Origin of the sequence: Acidovorax sp. GW101-3H11, from assembly GCF_001633105.1 — a bacterium.
Lineage (GTDB): Bacteria > Pseudomonadota > Gammaproteobacteria > Burkholderiales > Burkholderiaceae_C > Acidovorax.
The window spans coordinates 473,128-493,262 of sequence record NZ_LUKZ01000001.1 but is presented as its reverse complement, the minus strand read 5'-3'; the positions used below and the strand labels follow the sequence as shown (position 1 = coordinate 493,262).

The 20,135-nt window shown below is 60.0% G+C and carries 20 protein-coding genes and 4 pseudogenes; 15 read left to right on the top strand and 9 right to left on the bottom strand.

Annotated elements, in window-relative coordinates; all coding sequences use genetic code 11:
- The 5 genes and pseudogenes from A1D30_RS02160 to A1D30_RS02145 form a co-directional block, all read left to right on the top strand.
- Positions 1-1,668 (top strand): efflux RND transporter permease subunit (locus tag A1D30_RS02160; RefSeq protein WP_131798402.1); only part of this gene is annotated, 1,668 nt, incomplete at its 5' end.
- A 106-nt stretch (positions 1,669-1,774) separates the two neighbouring features.
- Entirely contained in the window at positions 1,775-2,164 is a 390-nt protein-coding gene (locus A1D30_RS02155) for a hypothetical protein (RefSeq protein ID WP_063459186.1), read from the top strand.
- A 5-nt stretch (positions 2,165-2,169) separates the two neighbouring features.
- Positions 2,170-3,026: pseudogene (locus A1D30_RS02150) on the top strand (DMT family transporter); the annotation flags it as partial.
- Position 3,027: 1 nt separating this feature from the next.
- Positions 3,028-3,366 (top strand): annotated as a pseudogene (locus A1D30_RS26315) (EamA/RhaT family transporter); the annotation flags it as partial.
- Between the two features lie 42 nt (positions 3,367-3,408).
- Complete coding sequence (locus A1D30_RS02145) at positions 3,409-3,762, top strand: hypothetical protein (RefSeq protein WP_063459139.1); 354 nt, start codon at positions 3,409-3,411, stop codon at positions 3,760-3,762.
- Positions 3,763-4,494: 732 nt separating this feature from the next.
- On the opposite strand, the gene A1D30_RS02140 is transcribed toward A1D30_RS02145, so the two are convergent.
- Positions 4,495-6,903, bottom strand: a complete 2,409-nt coding sequence (locus tag A1D30_RS02140; protein ID WP_063459185.1) for a heavy metal translocating P-type ATPase — start codon at positions 6,901-6,903, stop codon at positions 4,495-4,497.
- Between the two features lie 183 nt (positions 6,904-7,086).
- Between A1D30_RS02140 and A1D30_RS02135 the strand changes: the two genes are divergently transcribed.
- Positions 7,087-7,278: a heavy-metal-associated domain-containing protein gene (locus A1D30_RS02135; RefSeq protein WP_056419638.1), complete on the top strand. Its 192-nt coding sequence runs from the start codon at positions 7,087-7,089 to the stop codon at positions 7,276-7,278.
- Between the two features lie 101 nt (positions 7,279-7,379).
- Positions 7,380-7,940: a Cu(I)-responsive transcriptional regulator gene (gene cueR, locus A1D30_RS02130; RefSeq protein ID WP_063459138.1), complete on the top strand. Its 561-nt coding sequence runs from the start codon at positions 7,380-7,382 to the stop codon at positions 7,938-7,940.
- A gap of 98 nt (positions 7,941-8,038) precedes the next feature.
- Here cueR and A1D30_RS02125 read toward each other — a convergent pair whose 3' ends face one another.
- From A1D30_RS02125 to A1D30_RS02100, 6 genes are all read right to left on the bottom strand, one after another.
- The gene (locus A1D30_RS02125) at positions 8,039-8,332 is read right to left on the bottom strand and encodes a hypothetical protein (RefSeq protein WP_131798401.1); all 294 of its coding nucleotides are present in this window, start codon (positions 8,330-8,332) and stop codon (positions 8,039-8,041) included.
- A gap of 78 nt (positions 8,333-8,410) precedes the next feature.
- The gene (locus tag A1D30_RS02120) at positions 8,411-8,752 is read right to left on the bottom strand and encodes a copper-binding protein (RefSeq protein WP_063459137.1); all 342 of its coding nucleotides are present in this window, start codon (positions 8,750-8,752) and stop codon (positions 8,411-8,413) included.
- Positions 8,753-8,790: 38 nt separating this feature from the next.
- Positions 8,791-9,294 carry a cupredoxin family protein gene (locus tag A1D30_RS02115; protein WP_063459136.1) on the bottom strand — a complete coding sequence of 168 codons (504 nt, stop codon included), beginning with the start codon at positions 9,292-9,294 and terminating at the stop codon, positions 8,791-8,793.
- Positions 9,295-9,329: 35 nt separating this feature from the next.
- The gene (locus A1D30_RS02110; RefSeq protein WP_063459184.1) at positions 9,330-10,742 is read right to left on the bottom strand and encodes a copper oxidase; all 1,413 of its coding nucleotides are present in this window, start codon (positions 10,740-10,742) and stop codon (positions 9,330-9,332) included.
- A 19-nt stretch (positions 10,743-10,761) separates the two neighbouring features.
- Entirely contained in the window at positions 10,762-12,195 is a 1,434-nt protein-coding gene (locus A1D30_RS02105) for a TolC family protein (protein ID WP_063459135.1), read from the bottom strand.
- Positions 12,192-12,509 carry a hypothetical protein gene (locus A1D30_RS02100; protein WP_063459134.1) on the bottom strand — a complete coding sequence of 106 codons (318 nt, stop codon included), beginning with the start codon at positions 12,507-12,509 and terminating at the stop codon, positions 12,192-12,194. The genes A1D30_RS02105 and A1D30_RS02100 overlap by 4 nt, the downstream gene beginning before the upstream one ends.
- Positions 12,510-12,657: 148 nt before the next feature.
- On the opposite strand from A1D30_RS02100, the gene A1D30_RS02095 reads away from it, so the two are divergent.
- From A1D30_RS02095 to A1D30_RS02075, 5 genes and pseudogenes are all read left to right on the top strand, one after another.
- Positions 12,658-13,338 carry a heavy metal response regulator transcription factor gene (locus A1D30_RS02095; RefSeq protein WP_063459133.1) on the top strand — a complete coding sequence of 227 codons (681 nt, stop codon included), beginning with the start codon at positions 12,658-12,660 and terminating at the stop codon, positions 13,336-13,338.
- A 2-nt stretch (positions 13,339-13,340) separates the two neighbouring features.
- Positions 13,341-14,747 carry a heavy metal sensor histidine kinase gene (locus A1D30_RS02090; RefSeq protein ID WP_063459132.1) on the top strand — a complete coding sequence of 469 codons (1,407 nt, stop codon included), beginning with the start codon at positions 13,341-13,343 and terminating at the stop codon, positions 14,745-14,747.
- Positions 14,740-16,003: pseudogene (locus A1D30_RS02085) on the top strand (type II restriction endonuclease). Before A1D30_RS02090 ends, A1D30_RS02085 begins: the two are co-directional and overlap by 8 nt.
- A gap of 212 nt (positions 16,004-16,215) precedes the next feature.
- Entirely contained in the window at positions 16,216-16,524 is a 309-nt protein-coding gene (gene fliE, locus A1D30_RS02080) for a flagellar hook-basal body complex protein FliE (protein WP_063459131.1), read from the top strand.
- Between the two features lie 114 nt (positions 16,525-16,638).
- Entirely contained in the window at positions 16,639-17,259 is a 621-nt protein-coding gene (locus A1D30_RS02075; RefSeq protein WP_063459130.1) for a class I SAM-dependent methyltransferase, read from the top strand.
- 120 nt (positions 17,260-17,379) lie between these two features.
- Here A1D30_RS02075 and A1D30_RS02070 read toward each other — a convergent pair whose 3' ends face one another.
- Positions 17,380-17,904, bottom strand: coding sequence for a DUF4148 domain-containing protein (locus A1D30_RS02070; protein WP_063459129.1), 525 nt, complete (start codon positions 17,902-17,904; stop codon positions 17,380-17,382).
- 98 nt (positions 17,905-18,002) lie between these two features.
- A complete protein-coding gene (locus A1D30_RS02065; protein WP_082836272.1) occupies positions 18,003-18,374 on the bottom strand; it encodes a hypothetical protein in 372 nt (123 codons plus the stop codon).
- Between the two features lie 133 nt (positions 18,375-18,507).
- Between A1D30_RS02065 and A1D30_RS24545 the strand changes: the two are divergent.
- From A1D30_RS24545 to A1D30_RS02055, 3 genes and pseudogenes are all read left to right on the top strand, one after another.
- Positions 18,508-18,810 (top strand): annotated as a pseudogene (locus A1D30_RS24545) (four-helix bundle copper-binding protein).
- Positions 18,811-18,993: 183 nt separating this feature from the next.
- Positions 18,994-19,152, top strand: coding sequence for a DUF2933 domain-containing protein (locus A1D30_RS24540; protein WP_347336228.1), 159 nt, complete (start codon positions 18,994-18,996; stop codon positions 19,150-19,152).
- A gap of 150 nt (positions 19,153-19,302) precedes the next feature.
- Positions 19,303-20,135, top strand: an 833-nt coding sequence (locus A1D30_RS02055) for a heavy metal-binding domain-containing protein (RefSeq protein ID WP_199865916.1), incomplete at its 3' end; no start/stop codon positions are given.

Genomic DNA, 20,135 nt, shown 5'->3' with positions numbered 1-20,135 from the left:
ACAGTAACGCCCGTGCTGTGCCTTTACCTGTTGCCGGGGATGAAACGGCTGGACCACGGTGACAGCACGTTGGTAGCCTGGCTCAAGCGGCGGGATGCGCAAGTGCTCAGCTGGTCGTTTTCTCGCGCCAAGGTGCTGATGGCTGTCGCCGCACTGGCGGTGGCGGCAGCGGCGGCCAGTGTCCCGTTTTTCCCGCGCGCATTTCTTCCGGCGTTCAATGAGGGTTCGCTGGTGCTTGGCATGGTGTTCAACCCGGGCACTGCGCTGGCGGAAGCCAATCGCATGGGCGCGTTGGCCGAGACGTTGATCGCAGAGGTTCCCGAGGTCACCCAGGTCGGGCGCCGGACGGGACGCGCCGAGCTGGATGAACATGCAGAAGGCGTGCATTCGGCCGAGATCGATGTGGACCTGAAGCGGTCCGCCCGGGACCGAGAGGCTGTGATGGCGGACATCCGGGCCCGTTTGGCGGTCCTTCCAGCCCAGGTGGCCATTGGCCAGCCTATCTCCCATCGCCTTGATCACCTCTTGTCAGGGGTGCGTGCACAGATAGCGCTCAAGATCTTCGGCGACGACACGGACACGTTGCGAGGCCTGGCCGAGCAGATGCGTCAGGGACTCTCGGGCGTTCCAGGGCTGGTGGATCTGACGGTGGAAAAGCAGGTGCTGATCCCCCAGATCACGGTACGGCTGGACCACCGCAAGGCTGCGCAGGTCGGGCTGTCCCCGGGGGAGGCTGTGCGGGTCCTGCAGGCCCTGACGGATGGTGCTCATGGTGCGCAGATCGTGGATGGACTTCGCCGCTATGACCTGGTGCTGCGCCTGCCCGATGACAAACGCAGTCCTCAGGATTTGGCGCGCACGCTGATCGACACGCCTGCGGGACAGATACCGGTGTCTGCCATCGCCACGGTCCAGGAAACCGATGGTCCCAACCAGATCGGCCGAGAGAACGGCCGTCGGCGCATCGTTGTCTACGCCAACACGGACGGCTCCGACATGGGCCGCGTTATTGCAGACATTCGTGCGGTGATGGCAAAGGCGCCATTGCCACCGGGGACCTTTCTGAGTCTGGAAGGCCAGTTCCAGGCCCAGGAGCAAGCGATGCAACTGATCGTCGGCTTGTCGCTGGTGTCTTTGGCAATGATCTTTCTTGTGCTGTATGTGCGCTACAAGTCGGCCGTGCTGGCCGGGATCATCATGGCCAACATTCCGCTCGCGCTGATTGGCAGTGTTGCAGCGATGTGGCTGGCAGGGGTGAGCCTGTCCGTGGCCTCCATGGTGGGCTTCATCACGCTGGCGGGCATTGCCACGCGCAACGGGATTTTGAAGGTCAGCCACTACATCAACCTGTGCAAGTTCGAGGGAGAGGTCTTCGGCCAACCCATGATCGTGCGCGGCTCGCTGGAGCGGTTGACTCCGGTCTTGATGACGGCGCTGGTTGCAGCCTTTGCACTGACGCCGCTGCTGTTGGCCGCCGATGCTCCCGGCAAGGAGATCCTGCACCCGGTGGCGGTCGTGATCTTCGGCGGACTCGTCAGCTCGACCTTGCTGGACACGCTGCTGACGCCCGTGATGTTCTGGCTTTTTGGCGAAGGTGCCACCCGGCGCTTGATTGAGGGCAGCACCGCACAAGCCGAAAGCGAATCCATAGGCCAGGAGGCCTTCTGACTCCAGGCTCCAGCTTAATTCTCACCCACTTTTTGATAGGCCTTGGTGCGCTGCCTTTTGAAGCGCGCCAGTGAAACAAACTCAACGGAAGGAAACCCAAATGACCATGAAAAAGAACTTCTCCCAACTGATGGCAGCCACCGCAATCGTGATGGCATCCCTGACAAGTGCGCCTGCTGCAATGGCCCATGGTGCAGCCGAGCCTGCTCACGGCGGCGTGGTGCAAACCGCCTCCGATCTGTCATTCGAGCTGGTCGCCACCGCTGACGGCGCGGCAATCTACATCGTGGACCACGACGAGGATGCGGACGCATCCAAGTTTGGCGGCAAGATCACCGTGCTCAACGGCACCGAAAAGGCAGAGGCGCCCCTGAAATCTGCAGGCGGCAACAAGCTGGAGGCCAAGGGCGTGAAGTTGGTCAAGGGGACAAAGGTGGTTGCGCTGATCACGACCAACAGCAAAAAGAACGTCACTGTTCGATTCACGGTGAAATAAGACCCATGGCGCGCGGCTCTCTGTCTTTGCCTGCACTGCAAGGTGGTCTGCTGGCCTTGCTGGCTGCAGCCCTGTTTGGCATCAGCACCCCGCTGGTTCAACGCTTGGGTGCCGGGCTGGGCGCGTTCACAACGGCCGCGCTGCTGTATGCAGGGGCGGCTGTCGTGGGTGCCTTGTCCCTGCGGACCGCTGCTCACGAGGCAAGGTTGCAGAGATCCGACGCCGGGCGCCTCATCGCCATGGCGGGGTTCGGTGCCGCTCTGGGTCCTGTCGCCCTGGCCTGGGGCCTTCAACACACCAGTGGTGCCAGTGCCTCGCTCATGCTCACTCTGGAAGCCCTGTTCACTGCCACACTGGCGTGGTGGCTGTACAGCGAGACCATGGACCGCCGTGTGTGGGCTGCCATGCTTCTTTTGCTGGCCGGTGGCATGGCTTTGGTCATGGACCAGGGCCTGCAGGGCGGCACGCAGCTGCTCGGTCTGCTTGCGGTGCTACTGGCGACGGTGGCCTGGGGCGTGGACAACACCCTGTCCCGGGGACTGGCCGAGCGCGATCCCAGCCAGGTCGTGATGGCGAAGGCCTTGCTCGGTGCCGCTGCGACAGCATGTCTTGCCATTGCGTGGGGCGAGCCTTTGCCCTCCCTGAAGGCAGCTCTAGGGCTCTTTGCCGTGGGGGCCACGGGGTATGGCTTGAGTCTTCGGTTCTACCTTCTGGCGCAGCGGGCTTTTGGGGCGGCGCGGACTGGCTCCGTGTTCGCCTTTGCACCTTTCATCGGTGCGGCTGTAGCGTTCGGCTTCGGTGAACGGTCTGCGGGGTGGCTGATGCTGCTCGGTGGTCTTCTGATGCTTGCGGGGGTGCTGCTNGCTTTTGGGGCGGCGCGGACTGGCTCCGTGTTCGCCTTTGCACCTTTCATCGGTGCGGCTGTAGCGTTCGGCTTCGGTGAACGGTCTGCGGGGTGGCTGATGCTGCTCGGTGGTCTTCTGATGCTTGCGGGGGTGCTGCTGCATTTGGCCGAGAGCCACGGGCATGAACATACGCACGAGCCGATGGAGCATGAGCACGCCCACCGTCATGACGATGGACACCATTCGCACGTTCATGACGTGATGCCCACGGGGAGCCACAGCCATGTGCACTTCCATGAGCCGGTCACCCACGCCCATCCCCATGCGCCGGATGTTCACCACCAGCACAGGCATTGACCAGACCAGATGTCCCAAGACTGTGGCAAAGGAACTTTGACGATGAAAAACTCGATGCTGTCGATTGCTACTGCGCTGGCTTTGCTGGTGCTTTCAGGCTGTAGCACCCCAGTCTATGAAAACCAATACGCTGTGTCCGAAGGCTGGAGAATCGGCAAGGTCACCAAACTGGTCACCGCAGAAGAATTCTTGAAGACAGGTAGCCCTCGCTGCCAGGGAATGGAGATTCGCCCCAATGACCGCTTTGCATTCATCCAAAGGCAAGTGACCCGAGCGCGCGGGCACTTCGCCAAAGTGGACCCGGACTCCGGCATCGCAGTGGGCGACGAGGTTTACTACAACGCATGGGACTGTGACCAACCTCAATTGGTGCCAAGGCTCCTAAAGGGCCTATGACGGAGCGTGCGCCGTAGAGGCTGATGAGACTCGTCATCGAGCAGGTGGCGGCAAGCTCTTTCTGACCGGGCCCGCATACACCACGCGCCTGGCATCGCGGTACTGCAGTTTGTCGCCCACGCGCACCACATCAAAGCAGACTGGGGACTCCTTGTTGACCTTGGGCAGCAAGAGGCAGCGTTGATTGTTCTGCGCGCTACAGCGTCCGGCGCTTGTGCGGCCGTTTTCTGAACGCCTCAGGCGAACATCCAGGAAGTAGTCATCGCTCCAATGGCGCCCTTCGGTGACATGGTGCCCGCCCACCGCTTAACGGATCTGCGCCGTGTTTAGCTTGGTTTCAGGGGGCGCTGCGAAGGCCATGGGCGCCAGTATCCCGCCCAGAAAATATACGCACAGCCCCCCGCGAAAGCAGCGGGGGCGCCGCGAAAGTGCCTGCCGTCATGCCACCATGCTTGAAGGCCAGTTGTGCGTCTCTGCCTAGCAGTATTCTGGGAGCGTGCTGCGGGATTGTTGATGCTGCCGGGCGGAGTTGTGATGCTGGCGCGAGTGGTGCTGCGTTTGGCGGAAAGCCATGGTCACGAGCACACCCATGAGCCTATGACCCACGCTCACCCCCACGCACCAGATGTGCACCATCAGCACGTTCACAGAACCTCTTGAGTTCGACCGGATAGCGATGGACATACGCGGTCTACATCTGACAGGATCCGTTGTCGGATCTGGCGCTAGTCCTTACCTCTTCCAAGAACGCAGCAGCAACGCATTGGTCACCACACTCACGCTGCTGAGGGCCATAGCTGCTCCCGCCACCATGGGATTCAACAGGCCAAATGCAGCCAAGGGGATCCCGACCACGTTGTACGCGAATGCCCAGAAAAGGTTCTGACGGATCTTTGCGTACGTGCGCCGAGAGATGTCGATGGCATCTGCGATCAACGCGGGGTCACCATGCATCAGCGTGATCCCCGCAGCATGCATGGCCACGTCGGTGCCCGTGGACATGGCAATTCCCACATTCGCCGCAGCCAGAGCGGGCGCGTCGTTGATGCCGTCACCCACCATCGCAACGTGCCTGCCACCTGACTTGAGCTGCGCCACGATATCCGCCTTGCCTTCCGGCAGCACATCAGCACGAACCTGATCGATGCCCAACGCGCTGGCTACTGCGCTTGCGCTTCCCTTGTTGTCCCCGGTGACCAAGACGGTCTGGATGCCCAGAGCATGCAGTTGGGCAATGGCCTGTTGTGAGCTGGGCTTCACTGTGTCTCCAAATGCCAATAAACCCATCACTTCTGGCGCATCGGTCACGTCAGCCAACCAGGATACTGTGCGGCCCTCTTGTTGCATCTGTACTGCAGCCCCGGTCAGACTGGCCATGTTGACATCCAACTCCTCCATGTAACGTGTACTCCCGAGGCGGATCTGGCGTCCTTTGATGACAGCAGACATGCCTCTGCCAGCTACCGCTGTGACCTCAGTGGCACGAGGAACGGTCACACCCTGGGTGCGTGCAGCGTCCATCACGGCCTTGGCCAGTGGATGCTCGCTGCCGTTCTGAATGGCCGCAGCAAACGGCAGTAACTGATCCTGGAGGCCTTCGGCAGGCATCGCAGCCGTCAAAGTGGGCTTCCCCTCGGTCAGGGTGCCGGTCTTGTCGAACGCCACGGTGTCGATGTGGTGGGCAACCTCCAGTGCTTCTGCATCCTTGATCAGAATACCGTGGCGTGCTGCAACGCCGGTGCCCGCCATGATCGCGGTGGGAGTAGCCAAACCCAGCGCACAAGGGCACGCAATGACAAGTACCGCGACAGCATTGAGGATCGCCTGTTCCCAGTTGCCAGTGGCAAAGCCCCAGCCCATCAGTGTGATGGCAGCAAGGCCGAGCACCACGGGCACAAAGACCGCACTCACTTCATCCACAATCCGCTGGATGGGAGCCTTCTTCGCCTGCGCCGACTCAACCATCCGCACGATGCGCGACAGAGTTGACTCTGCGCCTATCGCAGTCGTCCGTACCAACAACAAGCCCTCCGCGTTCACGGAGCCTCCCGTCACCTTGTCACCGACGTGCTTCGCCACAGGCAGGCTCTCCCCGGTGATCAATGACTCATCCACCTGGCTTGCGCCTTCGATCACCGAGCCGTCTACCGGGACTCTCTCCCCTGGGCGGACAACCACCGTATCACCTACTTTCACGCGTGAGAGTGGTAGATCAATGTCACCGGCATCAGCGCGCACACGTGCAATTTCTGGGCGCAGCGCATGCAGCGCCCGGATCGCTTCGGTGGTTTGTCGCTTGGCTCGGGCTTCCAGCCACTTCCCGAGGAGCACTAGCGTGACAATGACAGAGGAGGCTTCAAAGTACAGGTGGGGTGTGCCGTGCTCAGCGTGCTTGACCAGCAGGTACAGGCTCAAACCGAACCCGGCCGACGTACCCAATGCGACCAGCAGATCCATGTTGCCTGCGCCTGCACGAAGAGCCTTCCAGCCAGCGCGGTAGAACCTCGCGCCCAGCCAGAACTGCACAGGCGTGGCCAGGGCCAGTTGAATCCAGCCGTTGAGTGTCCAGTCTTGACCGAACAGCATGCCAAGCATGGGCAATACCAGGGGGAAGGACAGACCAGCGGCTAGAGCGACAGGCCACCAGGGCGCCGACTGCTTGTCGTGTTCAGTGGGAGTGTTCGTATCCGCCACCTGCGCCTCATAGCCCGCCTTTACAACGGCGGCTACCAGGCGTTCGGGAGGCAATCCTGCATCGAAACGAACCTGCGCACGCTCCGTGGCTAGATTGACTTCCGCATGCTTGACGCCTGGTACACCCTTCAGCGCTTTTTCGACACGTCCCACGCACGACGCGCAGGTCATCCCACCGATCAAAAGCTCCACGGACTCTTCCGCTATTGCGTATCCAGCCTTTTCGACAGCCGCAGCCAAGGCCGGGACCGGCACCGTGGAGGCGGCAACCACGGAGGCGCGCTCAGTAGCAATATTCACGGTCACCTCACGGACCCCAGGGACGGCTTTGAGGGCCTTTTCAACCCGTCCAACGCAAGAGCCGCAGGTCATGCCAAGTATCGGAAGATTCAGGAGTGCGATAGATAGTGAGGCGGACGGCCCCGCTTCATGGGCAGAGGTGTTCATAGTAATCTCCATGTGGTGTTCAACTCCGGCGTTAGCCGGCAGAGTTCGAACTTTCAGGGTTGACACGATGGGAGACGCAAGCGAGCCGCCGCTCCTTGTTTGGATATCTATCTGGCCACTTGACCTTGCCCCAGTGGCAAACCGGAGACTGAAAGCCTCTTAACTTTTTCCAAGAGGCGAAAAATGCATGAATTCCAACTCCCCGACATGACCTGCGGACACTGTGCTGGGATGGTGAGCCAGACGCTTCAGATGACAGACCCTGAATGTAAAGTGCAGGTGGACATGTCCAAACGCATGGTCACTGTGCAAAGCGCGGAAGATCGCAAGACACTGGTCGAGGCGCTGACCGAGGCTGGATATCCGCCCGCCTGATCTAGGCTTTACAAAACGTAGTATTCGGAGCGCTTGACATTGACACGGTGGTAAGGGCCAAAGTCCTTGCTACCGTGTTATTCCATTGCACAGGAGCATCCATGACCACACTCATGAACATCGGCGAAGCGGCCAAAGCGGCAGGTGTATCGGCCAAGATGATCCGCCACTACGAGCAAACAGGTTTGTTGCCAGAAGCTGAGCGCAGTGAGTCTGGCTATCGAAAATACGGTGAGCGCGAAGTTTCGGTACTGCGTTTCATCCGCCAGTCGCGCCGCCTCGGGTTCTCCATGCCCCAGATTGCGGAGTTGATCGGCCAATGGGGTGACACGCACCGCACCAGTCGGCAGGTAAAGGCGATTGCGGAGCGCCATCTGGCGGATCTGGAGGAGAAGCTGCGGGAGATTATCGAGATGAAATCAGCCTTGGAGCAGTTGGTTTCTGTGTGCGCTGGCGACGACCACTCGAACTGCGCAATTCTTGACAACCTGGCGGCGGACAGTCCCTCGAAGCCCAACCACAACGCAAGTTTCGTCAAGCCGACTCGGCGCGGAGCCAAGGTTTCCAGAGCGCACTCTGGTGTGACCGACACGCCGACGAACAGCCATCTAGACCTTATGACGTGGATGCGCGGAGTCCACGTACATCGGAGCGGGCACTGAACTAGGCCCTGAGGGGGGCTTGCGAAGCCATCACCTTGCACCACGATTGCGGCCCGCCCGTACTTGGGTGGGCCACGCTTGTGGCCCACCCGTTTGCATTACTTAGGCGTGGAGCCCGGAGTGGCTTCCTTGTGCGGCATGGCTTCACGCGCATTGGCCTTTTCCTGACCACGGGCTTCGGCCTTGCTGGTGTCGGCGATGCCAGAGCCTTCACCCCGCGCCGTACTGCCATCCTTGGTCCGCTTCACACCGGTCGCAGGACGGGCCTTTTTGTGTTCCTCGCCATGCGCTTGCGCCTTGGAGTTGGTGTAGGGCGTGGCCTCTTGGGTGTCGCCAGCGGCGAATGCGGACGATGCGGCGGTCATGGCCAGGGCGATAAGGAGAGTTCTCATGATTTTTCCTTGGTAGGTTGACGTGCGAACAGAAGAACGCCCCCTTTTCTTGAGGGCGTATCGAGACACTTTTTGCGCTTACTTGGCAGGCTCGATGGCGGTGACCACCATCTTTCCGCCCTCGTTGATCACCATGAAGCGGATCTTGTCGCCGACCTGCGCCTTGTCGAGCAGGGCCTTGTCCTTGGCAGCAAACACCATGGTCATCCCCGGCATCTCCAAGTGCTTGATGTCGCCATGCTTGATGGTGATTTTTCCGGCGTCCTTGTCGATCTTGCGCACCTCTCCATCGGTCATGGAGGCTGCGGTCGTGGTTGCGGCTTTACCGGCGTCTCCAGCGGCCTGCGCCACGGCCGACAGCGGCATGAGAGTGACCAGCGACAACATAGCGCCGATCAATAAAGTGTTTGCGTTTTTCATACGAGCTCCTTGTTCAATTGCGTGCAGGGATTCCCCGATTACTTCTTGACCACCGTGACCTGACCCTTCATGCCAGCGTCGTAGTGGCCTGGGTACAGGCAGGCGAACTTCACTTCACCAGCCTTGGTGAACTGCCAGATGATTTCGCCTTGCTTGCCGGGGGCCAGCGACACCTTGCTGGGTTCGTCATGCTCCATGTCCGGGAACTTCTTCATCGTCTCGTAGTGTTCCTTGAGTTCGGCATCGGTGCCCATGCTGAACTCGTGTTTGACCTGGCCACTGTTCTTGATCACGAACCTGACGGTTTCGCCCTGCTTGACGGTGATCGCAGCGGGCGTGAAGCGCATGTTGTCCGTCATGTCCACGTTGATCGTGCGGCTAACACGGGAAGCCTTGCCGGGCTGACCAATGGCCGATTCAGCGCTGCCGTGGCCGTGGGCGCCACCGCCGTCATGGCCACCGCCGTGGTTGCCACCGGCGAAGCTGTTGAAGGACAGGGCCACCAGGGCGGAGGCGGCGATCAGGGAAAGAGTGCGTTTCATAGTTACCTTGGGTTGTGGATGAGGAAAGGAGGCGATCAGTGGCCGCTGTGCGAAGACGGCTTTTTGACCTTGACGACAGTGTCCGAACTGGACTTCTCTTTGCGGGGCATGGACTGGCCGCCCTCGGCTTTGAAGCGGGCAGGCTCCGCCATCGGACCGGTGTACTCATACGCCACCGTGCCCTCCGGGTTTTTGTACCAACCCGGGTTCTTGTAGTCGCCTGGCTTCTGGTCGCGGCGCACCTTCAGGACACTGAACATGCCACCCATCTCCACCGAGCCGAAGGGGCCTTCCCCGGTCATCATGGGGACGGTGTTGTCCGGAATGGGCATCTCCATCTCGGTCATGTCCGCCATGCCCCGTTCGCCCATGACCATGTAGTCGGGAATCAGGTTGTTGATCTTCTTGGCCACGCCCCGGTGGTCTACGCCAATCATGGTGGGAATGTCGTGACCCATTGCGTTCATGGTGTGGTGGCTCTTGTGGCAGTGGAATGCCCAGTCACCTTCTTCGTCCGCGAGGAACTCGATCTGGCGCATCTGGCCCACGGCCACGTCGGTGGTCACTTCATAGAGACGGGTGCTCTTGGGTGTAGGACCACCATCCGTGCCGGTGACCAAAAACTCGTGACCGTGCAAGTGCATCGGGTGGTTGGTCATGGTGAGGTTGCCGATGCGAATACGCACCTTGTCGTTGAGCCGGACGTTCAAGGAGTCGATGCCAGGAAAGATGCGGCTGTTCCATGTCCACAGATTGAAGTTCGTCATCTCTGCAACCTTGGGCGTCGCGGCCCCTGGCTCAATGTCATAGGCACTGAGCAGGAAGCAGAAATCACGGTGCACTTCGTCGATCAGCGGATGCTTGGCCTTGGGGTGCGTGATCCAGAAGCCCATCATGCCCATGGCCATCTGGGTCATTTCATCGGCATGCGGGTGGTACATGAAGGTGCCCGGGCGGCGCGCCACGAACTCGTAGACGAAGGTCTTGCCCGACTGGATTGCGGGCTGGTTCAATCCCGCCACACCGTCCATGCCATTGGGCAAACGCTGTCCATGCCAGTGGATGCTGGTGTGCTCGGGCAGCTTGTTGGTCACAAAAATGCGAACGCGATCGCCTTCCACCACTTCGATGGTGGGCCCGGGACTCTGGCCGTTGTATCCCCACAGGTGGGCCTTGAAGCCAGGGGCCATTTCGCGCACGACGGGTTCTGCCACCAGGTGGAACTCTTTGACCCCCTGGTTCATGCGCCAGGGCAGCGTCCAGCCGTTGAGCGTGACTACCGGGTTGTAGGGGCGCCCGGAGTTGGGAACCAGGGGCGCCATGGTGTCGGCGCTGCCCTGGAAAATGGGCTCTGGCAAAGCCGCCATCGCGACTCGGCTTACGCTTGCGGCAGCGACAGCTCCTCCGGCGATGCCTGCAAAGCGGAAAAAATCTCTTCTTGAATTCATGTTGGTTTCCTTGAGGGGATCAGTGGCCTGCACCAGCTTCGGCAGCGGCTGCGCCGCCGCCCGAGACGCCAGCGCTGGTGGGCTTGCCGATGAGAGAGGCCTGAAGGGCCGCATCCGCCTGCCAGAACTGCTGTTCGGCGTTCAGGGCCGCCATCACCGAGTTCACCTGGTCGCGAGAATCGGCGAGCAACTCGAAAACGCTGATCAGCATCCCGTTGTAGCGAAGCTGGTTTTCTTCGGAGATGGTTTTTCGCAGGGGAATCACCTCGTCGCGGTGGTGACGCGCGATGTCATATGCAGTGCGGTACGCGGAGTAGCTCTCCCTAAGGTTCGAACCCGCCGCGCGTGCAGTTGCTTCCAGGCGGTTGGCCGCAGCCAGGGTCTGCGCATTCATGGCGTCGCGCCGCATGCCCCCCCAGTCGAAGATCGGCAGCTGCAGGCTGATCTCGAAGCCGCGCCGCGTGGAGTGGGTGTTCTCTGCTGCATCGAAGACAGAGTCGCGCCGCACGCCCAACTCGATGTCTGTGAAGGTCGTGATCCTGTTCCAGCCTTGCGCGCGTGCAGCTGCGTCGTAGTCGGCTTTCGCGATCAGCAGATCCAGCCGCCCCTTGGATGCCTGACGGCCAGCGTCCGATGCAGACAGCGGCTCCTTGGGCAGTGTGGGCAGGCGTTCAGGCAATTTGAGCTGTTGGGCTTGGCTGTCGTCCAGACCCAGCAGCCGCACCAGCTCCTCACGGGCTGCCGTGACCTGGTGCTGCGCACTGGCCAGCTGGGTCGCTGTGTCGGCATAGAACGCTTGCTGGCGTGCACGGTCAAGCTTGTTGAAATTGCCCACCGATTGCATGCGCTTGGCCAGTTCGGCACTGGCTTGGGCGCTGGCGACGACCTGTTGGGTGTAGGCCAGCGTCTGTTGCGCGGCAACGGCGCGTACCCAGGCCTGACGTACCTGCGTGACTTGGTCCACTACATCGCTGCTCAGGCGCAACTGGGTCTGCTTGATGCGCTGCTCGGCGATGCCTTTGCGCGTAGGCAAGGTCAGCAGGTCCAGCAGCCCGAAGGACAGGAGGCGGCCGATCTCCGTCTCGCTGCCCAGGCGAACGCGCTCCAGGCTGAGAAGGGGATTGGCAATCCGACCGGACTGGGCTGCAGTCGAGGCATCCGCCCAATTCTGGGCCACGATGGCCTGCATCGATGGGCTGTTGACCAGGGCGAGTTGTACGGCGTCCTTCTGGCTGAGGGGTTTGCTCAGCAGCTCCGAAGCGCGCTGACGCAAGGCATCCCGTTCGTTCTGGTCCCTCGCGAGAGTGAGGTTCCCGTCGGTGAAACCGCTTGTCGAAGCATTGGCGCTGGAGAGGTTCTGCTCAAGATTCACGCTGGCACAGCCAGACAGAATGGCGACAGTGGCGACAGCCAAAACGATTTTGGTGGGGGGCATGCGCAGTTTGCGGTTCATTGCTTGCCCCCATGGTGTGCATCATGACCCGCAGCGGACGGCTCTTGCCCAGACGCTGGAGCAACCTGGCGCATTTCCTTGGCGTAGGCACGCCATCCGCCGATCTCCCCCACTTTGTCGTTGGCCTCCCGCCAAGACTGCACCTTTTGCTCCTGGTAGGGTTCATAGCTCGTGAACGCTGACCGATAGGACAGCTGATAGTCCGGGTTTGCCATTTCAGGCGCCGCCGATTGGGCGAAACCTAGGGAAGGAGCCAACAGCGCGGCTGCCAGAAGTTGGGTTGATTTAGGTCGTGAAGTCCAAGGATTTTTCATAGGTGCTCCATGCGTTTCTTGATGTAGGGCATTCTGTGCGGACCTTGCTTCCGCCGGAATAACATGTTGGTTACATCTTTGTTATGTTGAAGAAAGGAAAGGGATCTGCGGGCACACTTGCCGCTACATCTGAGTCAAGGAGAATCCCGTGAAGATATTGATCGTCGAAGATGAGATCAAAACCGGCGAGTACCTGCGCCAAGGATTTCGGGAAGCGGGATTCAACGCGGATTTGGTCCGCACCGGCGTGGATGGCCTTCACATGGCCCAGGAAGGCGACCACGACCTGATCATCCTGGATGTGATGCTCCCAGGAATGGATGGATGGCAAGTGCTCAAGAGCTTGCGCCGCAATGGGCAAGAAATGCCGGTGCTGTTCCTGACCGCCAAGGACCATGTGGACGACCGCATCAAAGGCCTGGAGTTGGGCGCCGATGACTATCTGGTCAAACCGTTCTCTTTTGCGGAGTTGCTTGCGCGCGTGAGGACCATCTTGCGGCGCGGGCGCAATGGCACGGAGGTGACGGTGCTGCAGGTCGCCGATCTCGAACTGGATTTGCTGCGCCGACGCATCATCCGCTCGGGCAAGCGCATCGACCTCACGGCAAAAGAGTTCGGATTGTTGGAATTGCTCATGCGTCGCCAGGGGGAAATTTTGCCCCGCTCTCTGATTGCCTCCCAGGTATGGGGCATGAACTTTGACAGCGATTCCAACGTGGTTGAGGTGGCGATGCGACGGCTTCGCGCAAAAATCGACGACGCCTACGACACCAAGCTCATCCAGACAGTGCGCGGCATGGGATACGTGCTTGAAGCGCCCGAGGTGTAAGAGTGAACTCCAGGTATTCGCTGACCACGCGGTTGACGGCTTTTTTTACCCTTGCGTCTGCTTTCGTCCTGGTGGGACTGGGCAGTTTGGTTGCCATCTCCATTGACCGCCATTTTGTAGAGCTCGACCGCGATGCCTTGCGGGACAAGATTCACCTGACCCGCGAAGTGATGGGGAAGGCGACGTCTCCTCAGGATCTCAAAACCCGCCTGGATGATGTTCTGCACAGCCACGAGGGGCTTTTTGTCAATGTCCTTCGCGGCCAAGAGTCCCTGTACTCAACTCCTGATTTCCAGTTCCCGGGCAACATGGTTGAGTTGACTCTGAGAGCCCGGCTGGGGGTTGCATCATGGCAAACCCAGAAGCATGCGTACCGAGGAATGGCCCAATCCGTGTCCATGCCCGACGCCTCGGAAATGCCGTTGCAGATTTGGGTAGCTCTGGATATTGCTCACCACAAGCACTTCATGTACAGCCTGATCCAGGCGCTGGTGGCTTATGTGGCCTTGGCGACGCTGGTGGCGGGAGCCCTGGGCTGGTGGGCCGCCAAAAATGGCTTGGCGCCTCTTAGGACCATGCGCACGCGCGCAATGGCCATCACGGCACAACGGCTGGACGAACGCATTCCCAGTCACGCATTTCCCATTGAGATGGCTGACCTTGCGACGACTCTGAACGAAATGCTCCGGCGCCTGAAAGAAGAATTTGACCGCCTGTCCGAGTTCTCCTCGGACTTGGCACACGAGTTGCGCACCCCGATCAACAATCTGATGACACAGACGCAAGTGACGCTCAGCCAGGCCAGGACTACAGCCGAGTATCAGGACATCCTCGCGTCCAATGCCGAGGAATACCAGCGCCTGGCACGCATGGTTGCTGACATGCTGTTTCTGGCAAAGGCTGATCATGGACTCATCCTGCCCAGTACGGAGAGGATCGCCGTGCACGATGAGGCAAGTGCCCTGTTTGAGTTCTATGAAGCACTGGCTGAAGAAAAGCAGGTGCACCTGAGGCTGTCTGGCGAAGGGGATGTCTGCGGCGATCGATTGATGTTGCGCAGGGCGCTCAGCAATCTTTTGTCCAATGCCATTCGATACACCCCGCCCGGTGAGCAGATTGCCGTTGAGATTCAGGGTGATGTGCATGGAACGACGGTGAATGTGATCAACCAAGGGCCCTCCATCGATGCGCAGCTGCTCCCCAGGCTGTTTGACCGGTTTTTTCGGGCTGACAAGTCGCGCAAGCAACTCGACTCCGATGGTGCAGGTCTTGGACTGTCCATTACCCAGGCCATCGTTCACGCGCATCGCGGCCGCATTTCCGTGAGTTCGATAAGCGGCACGACCTGTTTCTCGATGTACTTCCCCAGCACGAGAATCGTAGGAAAGCTCCCGACAACAGGTGCATGATCCATTTGCCGAACTCATCGACTGCTGGAAAGCGGATCCAGGCAGTACCTACAACACCTGGTTTCTGTGGGACCAGCGGATAAAGAACTTCCGCTCAATCCGCCGAGGGATTGCACAGGTGGTGGTGGATATTCGCGCTGGGACTTTTGGCAACGCCTACCGAGGTTCCTCGCTGGAGACAGTGGTAGGTTCGGTCGCGGATCAGCGTCAGATATTCAAGGGCGCGGACCACGCGTTTCTATGGAAGCCCAAACTGCGCATCCCCGATATCTATGAGAACGCCAGCAACCAAAACGCTTTTTGCCGATTTGCTGCACGCCTGCGACCACTGCAACTGTGCACAAGACGTGGTGGCGGCGATACAGCGTATAGACGCCATTGGCATCAAAGGCCTGGGCCCGGCTGTAGCGAACTTGCTTTACTTCATCCACCCTACGCTGGTTGCCCCCTTCAACACAGCCATCGTCAAAGGATTCAATGCTGTCGCCGGAGGTGGGGTGAAGCTTGGCCGCTGGGACCACTATCTCTCGATGCGTGAAGGCCTGCTGCGTCTGAATGAGCAATACCGCCTGAAGCTCTCCAATGACCTGGGAGCGATAGCTGGACTCATGTTTGACGTTGGCGCTGGCCGCTATGCAGCGCCGCCCGCCGCAATGGACGGTACCGCGATCGACCTCTGGAGAAAAGATCTGGAGCGAGTGCGGCAGGAGTCCGCTGCCATGCAAAAGGAGTTGGCTCTGGCCCGCGAGAGCGACGCAACCCATACGGGCGTCCAGGCCTTGCTGCGGGACCTCGGAAAAGCCCTGGGGTTTGATGTCTGGATTGCTTCCAACGACCGAGGACGGGTGCACGGCAGCGGCCTGCTGGGAGACGGGTGCATGGACCAACTGCCCGCCATGGCAGATGGTGGTCTGGAATCCGTGCGGTTGATTGACGTTGTGTGGGTCGATACCCACACCAGCCGCGTTGCGGCTGCGTTTGAGGTGGAGCACACCACGTCTATCTATTCAGGGATAGTGCGCATGCTCGACCTGGCTTTGGGAACCCCCGTCGCAGAAAAATGTGCGCTGTTTCTGGTGGCCCCGGACAATCGCCGCGACAAGGTGGCGGAGCAACTTCAAAGACCGGCCTTCTCCCGCGTTTCGGAACTGGGGATTCGTTATCTTCCCTACAGTCAGCTGGAGCAGCACCATGCGTCCATGAGCCGCTTTGGCTCCAGCATCAAGCCGCTGCTTGAGATTTCGCAACGGCTGTAGGCCGTCTGGTCAGCCAAAGCCGCGCGTGTCCACGAGGTGCTGGCCGCGCCGTTGGCGATGGGCCTGCCTGGTGCTGTCAGCAAGATGATTTTCTTGCAATACCGAGCTGCGCAATTGGAGGGCGGGCGTCCCAGTCCGAAGGCTTACGGGTTGGCAAACGGGACTTACCATTGCTCGCACGCGATCCTCGTCGTCAGAGCAGCGGAGCCAGCATGAGCGTAACCACAAACCCCATCGACGCACTACGGACAGTCACCCAGGTGGGTCTGTCGGCGCTAAAACCATCCAGCGTTCAAGGCGGCGGATTTTTGGAAGCGATGAAGCAGGCCCTCTCAACCACGAGCAAGTTGCAGGCGGAGTCAGGCCGTCTTAATCGCGAGGTCACTTTTGAGAACTCTACTGTGAGTCTTGAAGAATCGATGCTCGCCGGGGTCAAGTCCAACATTGCATTTCAGGCCACACTCCAAAGCCGAAACCGTCTCGTTCAGGCCTACACCGACGTAATGAACATGCAGGTTTGAAGCTGCATCCGGCAAGGTGAGTGAGGCGGCGGTGCCAAATAGCGGCACTTGATACGATGGGCGAACTCAGGCTTGGCGCATCGGAAGGCACAAGTATCCACAAAGGAGATTGGTATGCAGTCCAAGGATCATTGGGAGCAGGTCTACACGACAAAGGCCAGCTCCGGCGTGAGTTGGTTCCAGGAGCACGCGCGGCAGTCGGTGCAGCTGATTCAGCAAACGGGCGCCTCCCCTGACGCCAGCATCATTGATGTGGGCGGTGGCGCTTCGACGTTGGTGGACGATCTGCTCGATGGGGGATACAGGAAAATCGCGGTCTTGGATTTATCAGAGGCAGCGCTGGCGGCATCGCAGTCACGTTTGGGGGACCTCGCCACCAAGGTTTCCTGGCTGGTGGGCGACATCACAACACTGGAACTCCCACGGCACGCCTACGATGTATGGCATGACAGGGCAGTATTTCATTTCCTGACATCGCCCCAGAAGCGCAAGGCCTATGTCGAGTCGGTTCTGCACGCAGTCAAGCCTGGAGGGCACGTCGTCGTGGCAACCTTTGCCGAGGACGGGCCGCAAAAGTGCAGCGGGCTAGAAGTGATGCGCTACAACGCGGATGGACTGCATGCAGAGTTTGGCGCTCCGTTCACGCTTTTGCAGCAAGAGCGCGAAGAGCACCGAACGCCATTCGGAACGGTGCAGAGATTCATCTACTGCCTCTGCCGCAAAGAGCCAAACTGAGGTCTCTCCCGCCACTGCGCGGGCAACCGATATCTCGCCGGACGCTGCTTGGTTGCAAGCATTTTGCTGCCAAGGCCAAGTGTTTTTTCCTCGGGCCTCTGCAGCGGGCGGTAAGAGAGTTTAGAACTGCGGATCCTTGGCCGAAGTATCTACGTTGGTCGCCACAGCGGCATGGTGTGCCGCGTGGTAGCGGTCTGGATAGATCTCGTTGAGTTTGCGGCCATCCTCACCCACCGCTACAAGTTCACCTTCGCGAATGGCACGTGCCAGTTCGCTCTTGACCTGATCGCGGGTCTTGTAGGACTTGGCTTCCACAACGGGGTAGCGCCGCGACATCAGTTCATTGAGCTTGGCACCAGACTCTCCCGCCGCAAGCATTTCACCCGATCGAATTGCCTGTTCCAGTTCAGCTCGCACTTGCTCGCGGCTTTTCGGGGATTGCGCAGTAGCCGTTGCAGGATATGCCCTGGGGTTGAGTTGCTTGAGCGTCAGGCCGGATTCGCCAGAGGCAAGCATGTCACCACTTTGCATGGCCTGTGTCAGCTCCGCCTGAACTTGCTGGCGCGTCTTGCTGATTGCCTGATCCGAGGCGAACGCGGGAGCGGCGATCAAGGAGAGGACGATGAGGGTGGACTTGAGTTTCATGATGAACTTTTCCTTTTTGAGAAAATGATGGATTGGGTGTGTAGAGCTGTATGCCAGTTCGGGGAGTGGCGCACAGCCGTGGTTCTCTTGAGCGGGGATCAGGGCAGTTGTCGGGCGTCAACCCAGCCTGCCTCGCCGCCCATGTCGCGCACACCGTCGCGCCCCACGGGATTGCGCTTGGCCGATTGCAATTCATCCAGGACCTGTTGGCGGGTTTTCGTCAGCTTGGGGCCTGGGACGAGTGGATAAGTGGCGGGGTAGCCACGGCTGATCCAGTACAACGAGCCGTCCTTCTGTGCCGCGAGAACGGTGCTTTCAACAGACTGGCGGGTAACTGCGTTGCCCAGATGGTCGGGAGCCAAGCTCACGCCTTCTTCCTGGCTTGGGCTGGTGTGATACACCGACGTGGCGAAAGAAGCTGTGGCGGATGCAGCAAGGCTGGCGACGAGGATTGCGGTACGAACTTTCATGATGGTCTCCTGTGGCGCCGGATGCCCGATATGGTCCATCCAGGTGGCGTTTTGTGCGCCACGGAGAGAAGTCTATAAATCGCACCCGAACAGGACGGTGACCTGCTGATTACTCTTTTGATATACATCGGGCATTGAGGCTTGCCTGTCGTGCGCGACGGCCTGTAACCAGTGCTTTGCTGCCTGCCTCAAGGAAGAGGACGTGAAAATGATGGCAGGCTGTATTGCCCTGAACGCGGACTGAGCAGCGGCTTGTAGCTTTGCGGCCGACGCCGTGGCGCGCTGCAGCGAGCATGCGGCTGCAATTTGCGCGCTGTGTGCGCAGATCTGCAAGGCTTGCGCCGATGAGTGCGCCAAGCATGAGGCTAACCACTGCAAGGCCTATGCGCAGGCTTGTCTCAAGTGCGCCCAAGCTTGTCGCAGTGAAAGCCCTTGATCGATGTCAAGGGTGGCGAATGTTCCTGCTTGACACTCCCACCGTGTTAAGCCTTATCGTTCCCACAAGGTCTACCACTGATGACTTTTGTTGGAGAACACCATGAACCACGACCACACCACAGAGCATTCGAACGCTACAAATCCGTCTGGAAGCCGCAAAAAATTGATCGGCGCAGTGGTCATGCTTGGACTGATTGGTGCTTTTTTTCTGCTTAGAGAGCACTGGTCGCACATCGCTGGCTATTGGCCTTACCTACTCTTGCTGGCCTGCCCACTAATGCACCTCTTCCATGGACATGGGGGCCACGGTTCGCATGGCGGCGGATCAGGTCGCAACTAATCCTGCGCCACACGAAACTCACCTTCAGGAATCGCAACCATGGCTACTGCAGCGCCCCACGAACATGCTCATCACGGGCATCAGCCTCATGAAGGCCATGAAGGACACGCACCTCCGTCCAAGGCGGCGTTGAAGGATCCCGTCTGCGGTATGCCGGTGACGACCCAGTCCCAATACACCGCCCTCCACGAAGGCCACAACTACTACTTTTGCAGCGCCAAGTGCCAGGGGCGATTTGTCGAGGCGCCCCAGAAGTACGCACCGGGCGCTCAAGGCAAATCTGGGACCGAGCCTGAAGCAACTCAGCCCGGTACCATCTACACCTGTCCCATGCACCCGGAGGTGCAGCAAGACCATCCCGGAAACTGCCCCAAGTGCGGCATGACGCTGGAGCCCATGCTCCCCAAGCTGGATGAGGGAGAAAACGCCGAACTTGTGGATTTCCGGCATCGCTTCTGGTGGACGCTGCCACTTACCGTAGTAGTCACCATCCTGGCCATGGTGGGACACCGGCTGCAGTGGTTCGAGATGGGCACCCAGAGCTGGATTGAGCTCGTGCTGACAGTCCCCATCGTGCTGTGGGCTGGCTGGCCCTTTTTTGTGCGTGGTGCCCAGTCCATTGCGAACCGCAGTCCCAACATGTGGACGTTGATCGGCCTGGGCACGGGCGCCGCATTTGTCTACAGCGTGGTCGCCACCGTTGCGCCCGGGGTGTTTCCTGCCTCGTTCCAGGCCATGGGCCGCGTGGCGGTGTACTTCGAAGCAGCAGCCGTCATCATCTCGCTCACGCTGCTAGGCCAGATGCTGGAGCTGAAAGCACGCTCCCAGACCTCAGCCGCCATCAAATCGCTGCTGGGCCTGGCCCCCAAGACCGCGCGGCGTATTGACACCAACGGTCAGGAGAGTGATGTTCCCTTGTCCCATGTCCATGTGGGAGACCTCTTGCGCGTGCGGCCTGGCGAGAAGGTTCCTGTGGATGGTGT

Excerpts from the sequence above, each read along its gene's own strand:
- A1D30_RS02155 (WP_063459186.1), top strand. The coding sequence starts at position 1,775 with ATGAAAAAGAACTTCTCCCAACTGATGGCAGCCACCGCAATCGTGATG.
- A1D30_RS02145 (WP_063459139.1), top strand. The coding sequence starts at position 3,409 with ATGAAAAACTCGATGCTGTCGATTGCTACTGCGCTGGCTTTGCTGGTG.
- A1D30_RS02140 (WP_063459185.1), bottom strand. The coding sequence starts at position 6,903 with ATGAACACCTCTGCCCATGAAGCGGGGCCGTCCGCCTCACTATCTATC.
- A1D30_RS02135 (WP_056419638.1), top strand. The coding sequence starts at position 7,087 with ATGCATGAATTCCAACTCCCCGACATGACCTGCGGACACTGTGCTGGG.
- cueR (WP_063459138.1), top strand. The coding sequence starts at position 7,380 with ATGACCACACTCATGAACATCGGCGAAGCGGCCAAAGCGGCAGGTGTA.
- A1D30_RS02125 (WP_131798401.1), bottom strand. The coding sequence starts at position 8,332 with ATGAGAACTCTCCTTATCGCCCTGGCCATGACCGCCGCATCGTCCGCA.
- A1D30_RS02120 (WP_063459137.1), bottom strand. The coding sequence starts at position 8,752 with ATGAAAAACGCAAACACTTTATTGATCGGCGCTATGTTGTCGCTGGTC.
- A1D30_RS02115 (WP_063459136.1), bottom strand. The coding sequence starts at position 9,294 with ATGAAACGCACTCTTTCCCTGATCGCCGCCTCCGCCCTGGTGGCCCTG.
- A1D30_RS02110 (WP_063459184.1), bottom strand. The coding sequence starts at position 10,742 with ATGAATTCAAGAAGAGATTTTTTCCGCTTTGCAGGCATCGCCGGAGGA.
- A1D30_RS02105 (WP_063459135.1), bottom strand. The coding sequence starts at position 12,195 with ATGAACCGCAAACTGCGCATGCCCCCCACCAAAATCGTTTTGGCTGTC.
- A1D30_RS02100 (WP_063459134.1), bottom strand. The coding sequence starts at position 12,509 with ATGAAAAATCCTTGGACTTCACGACCTAAATCAACCCAACTTCTGGCA.
- fliE (WP_063459131.1), top strand. The coding sequence starts at position 16,216 with ATGAGCGTAACCACAAACCCCATCGACGCACTACGGACAGTCACCCAG.
- A1D30_RS02075 (WP_063459130.1), top strand. The coding sequence starts at position 16,639 with ATGCAGTCCAAGGATCATTGGGAGCAGGTCTACACGACAAAGGCCAGC.
- A1D30_RS02070 (WP_063459129.1), bottom strand. The coding sequence starts at position 17,904 with ATGAAACTCAAGTCCACCCTCATCGTCCTCTCCTTGATCGCCGCTCCC.
- A1D30_RS02065 (WP_082836272.1), bottom strand. The coding sequence starts at position 18,374 with ATGAAAGTTCGTACCGCAATCCTCGTCGCCAGCCTTGCTGCATCCGCC.
- A1D30_RS24540 (WP_347336228.1), top strand. The coding sequence starts at position 18,994 with ATGCTTGGACTGATTGGTGCTTTTTTTCTGCTTAGAGAGCACTGGTCG.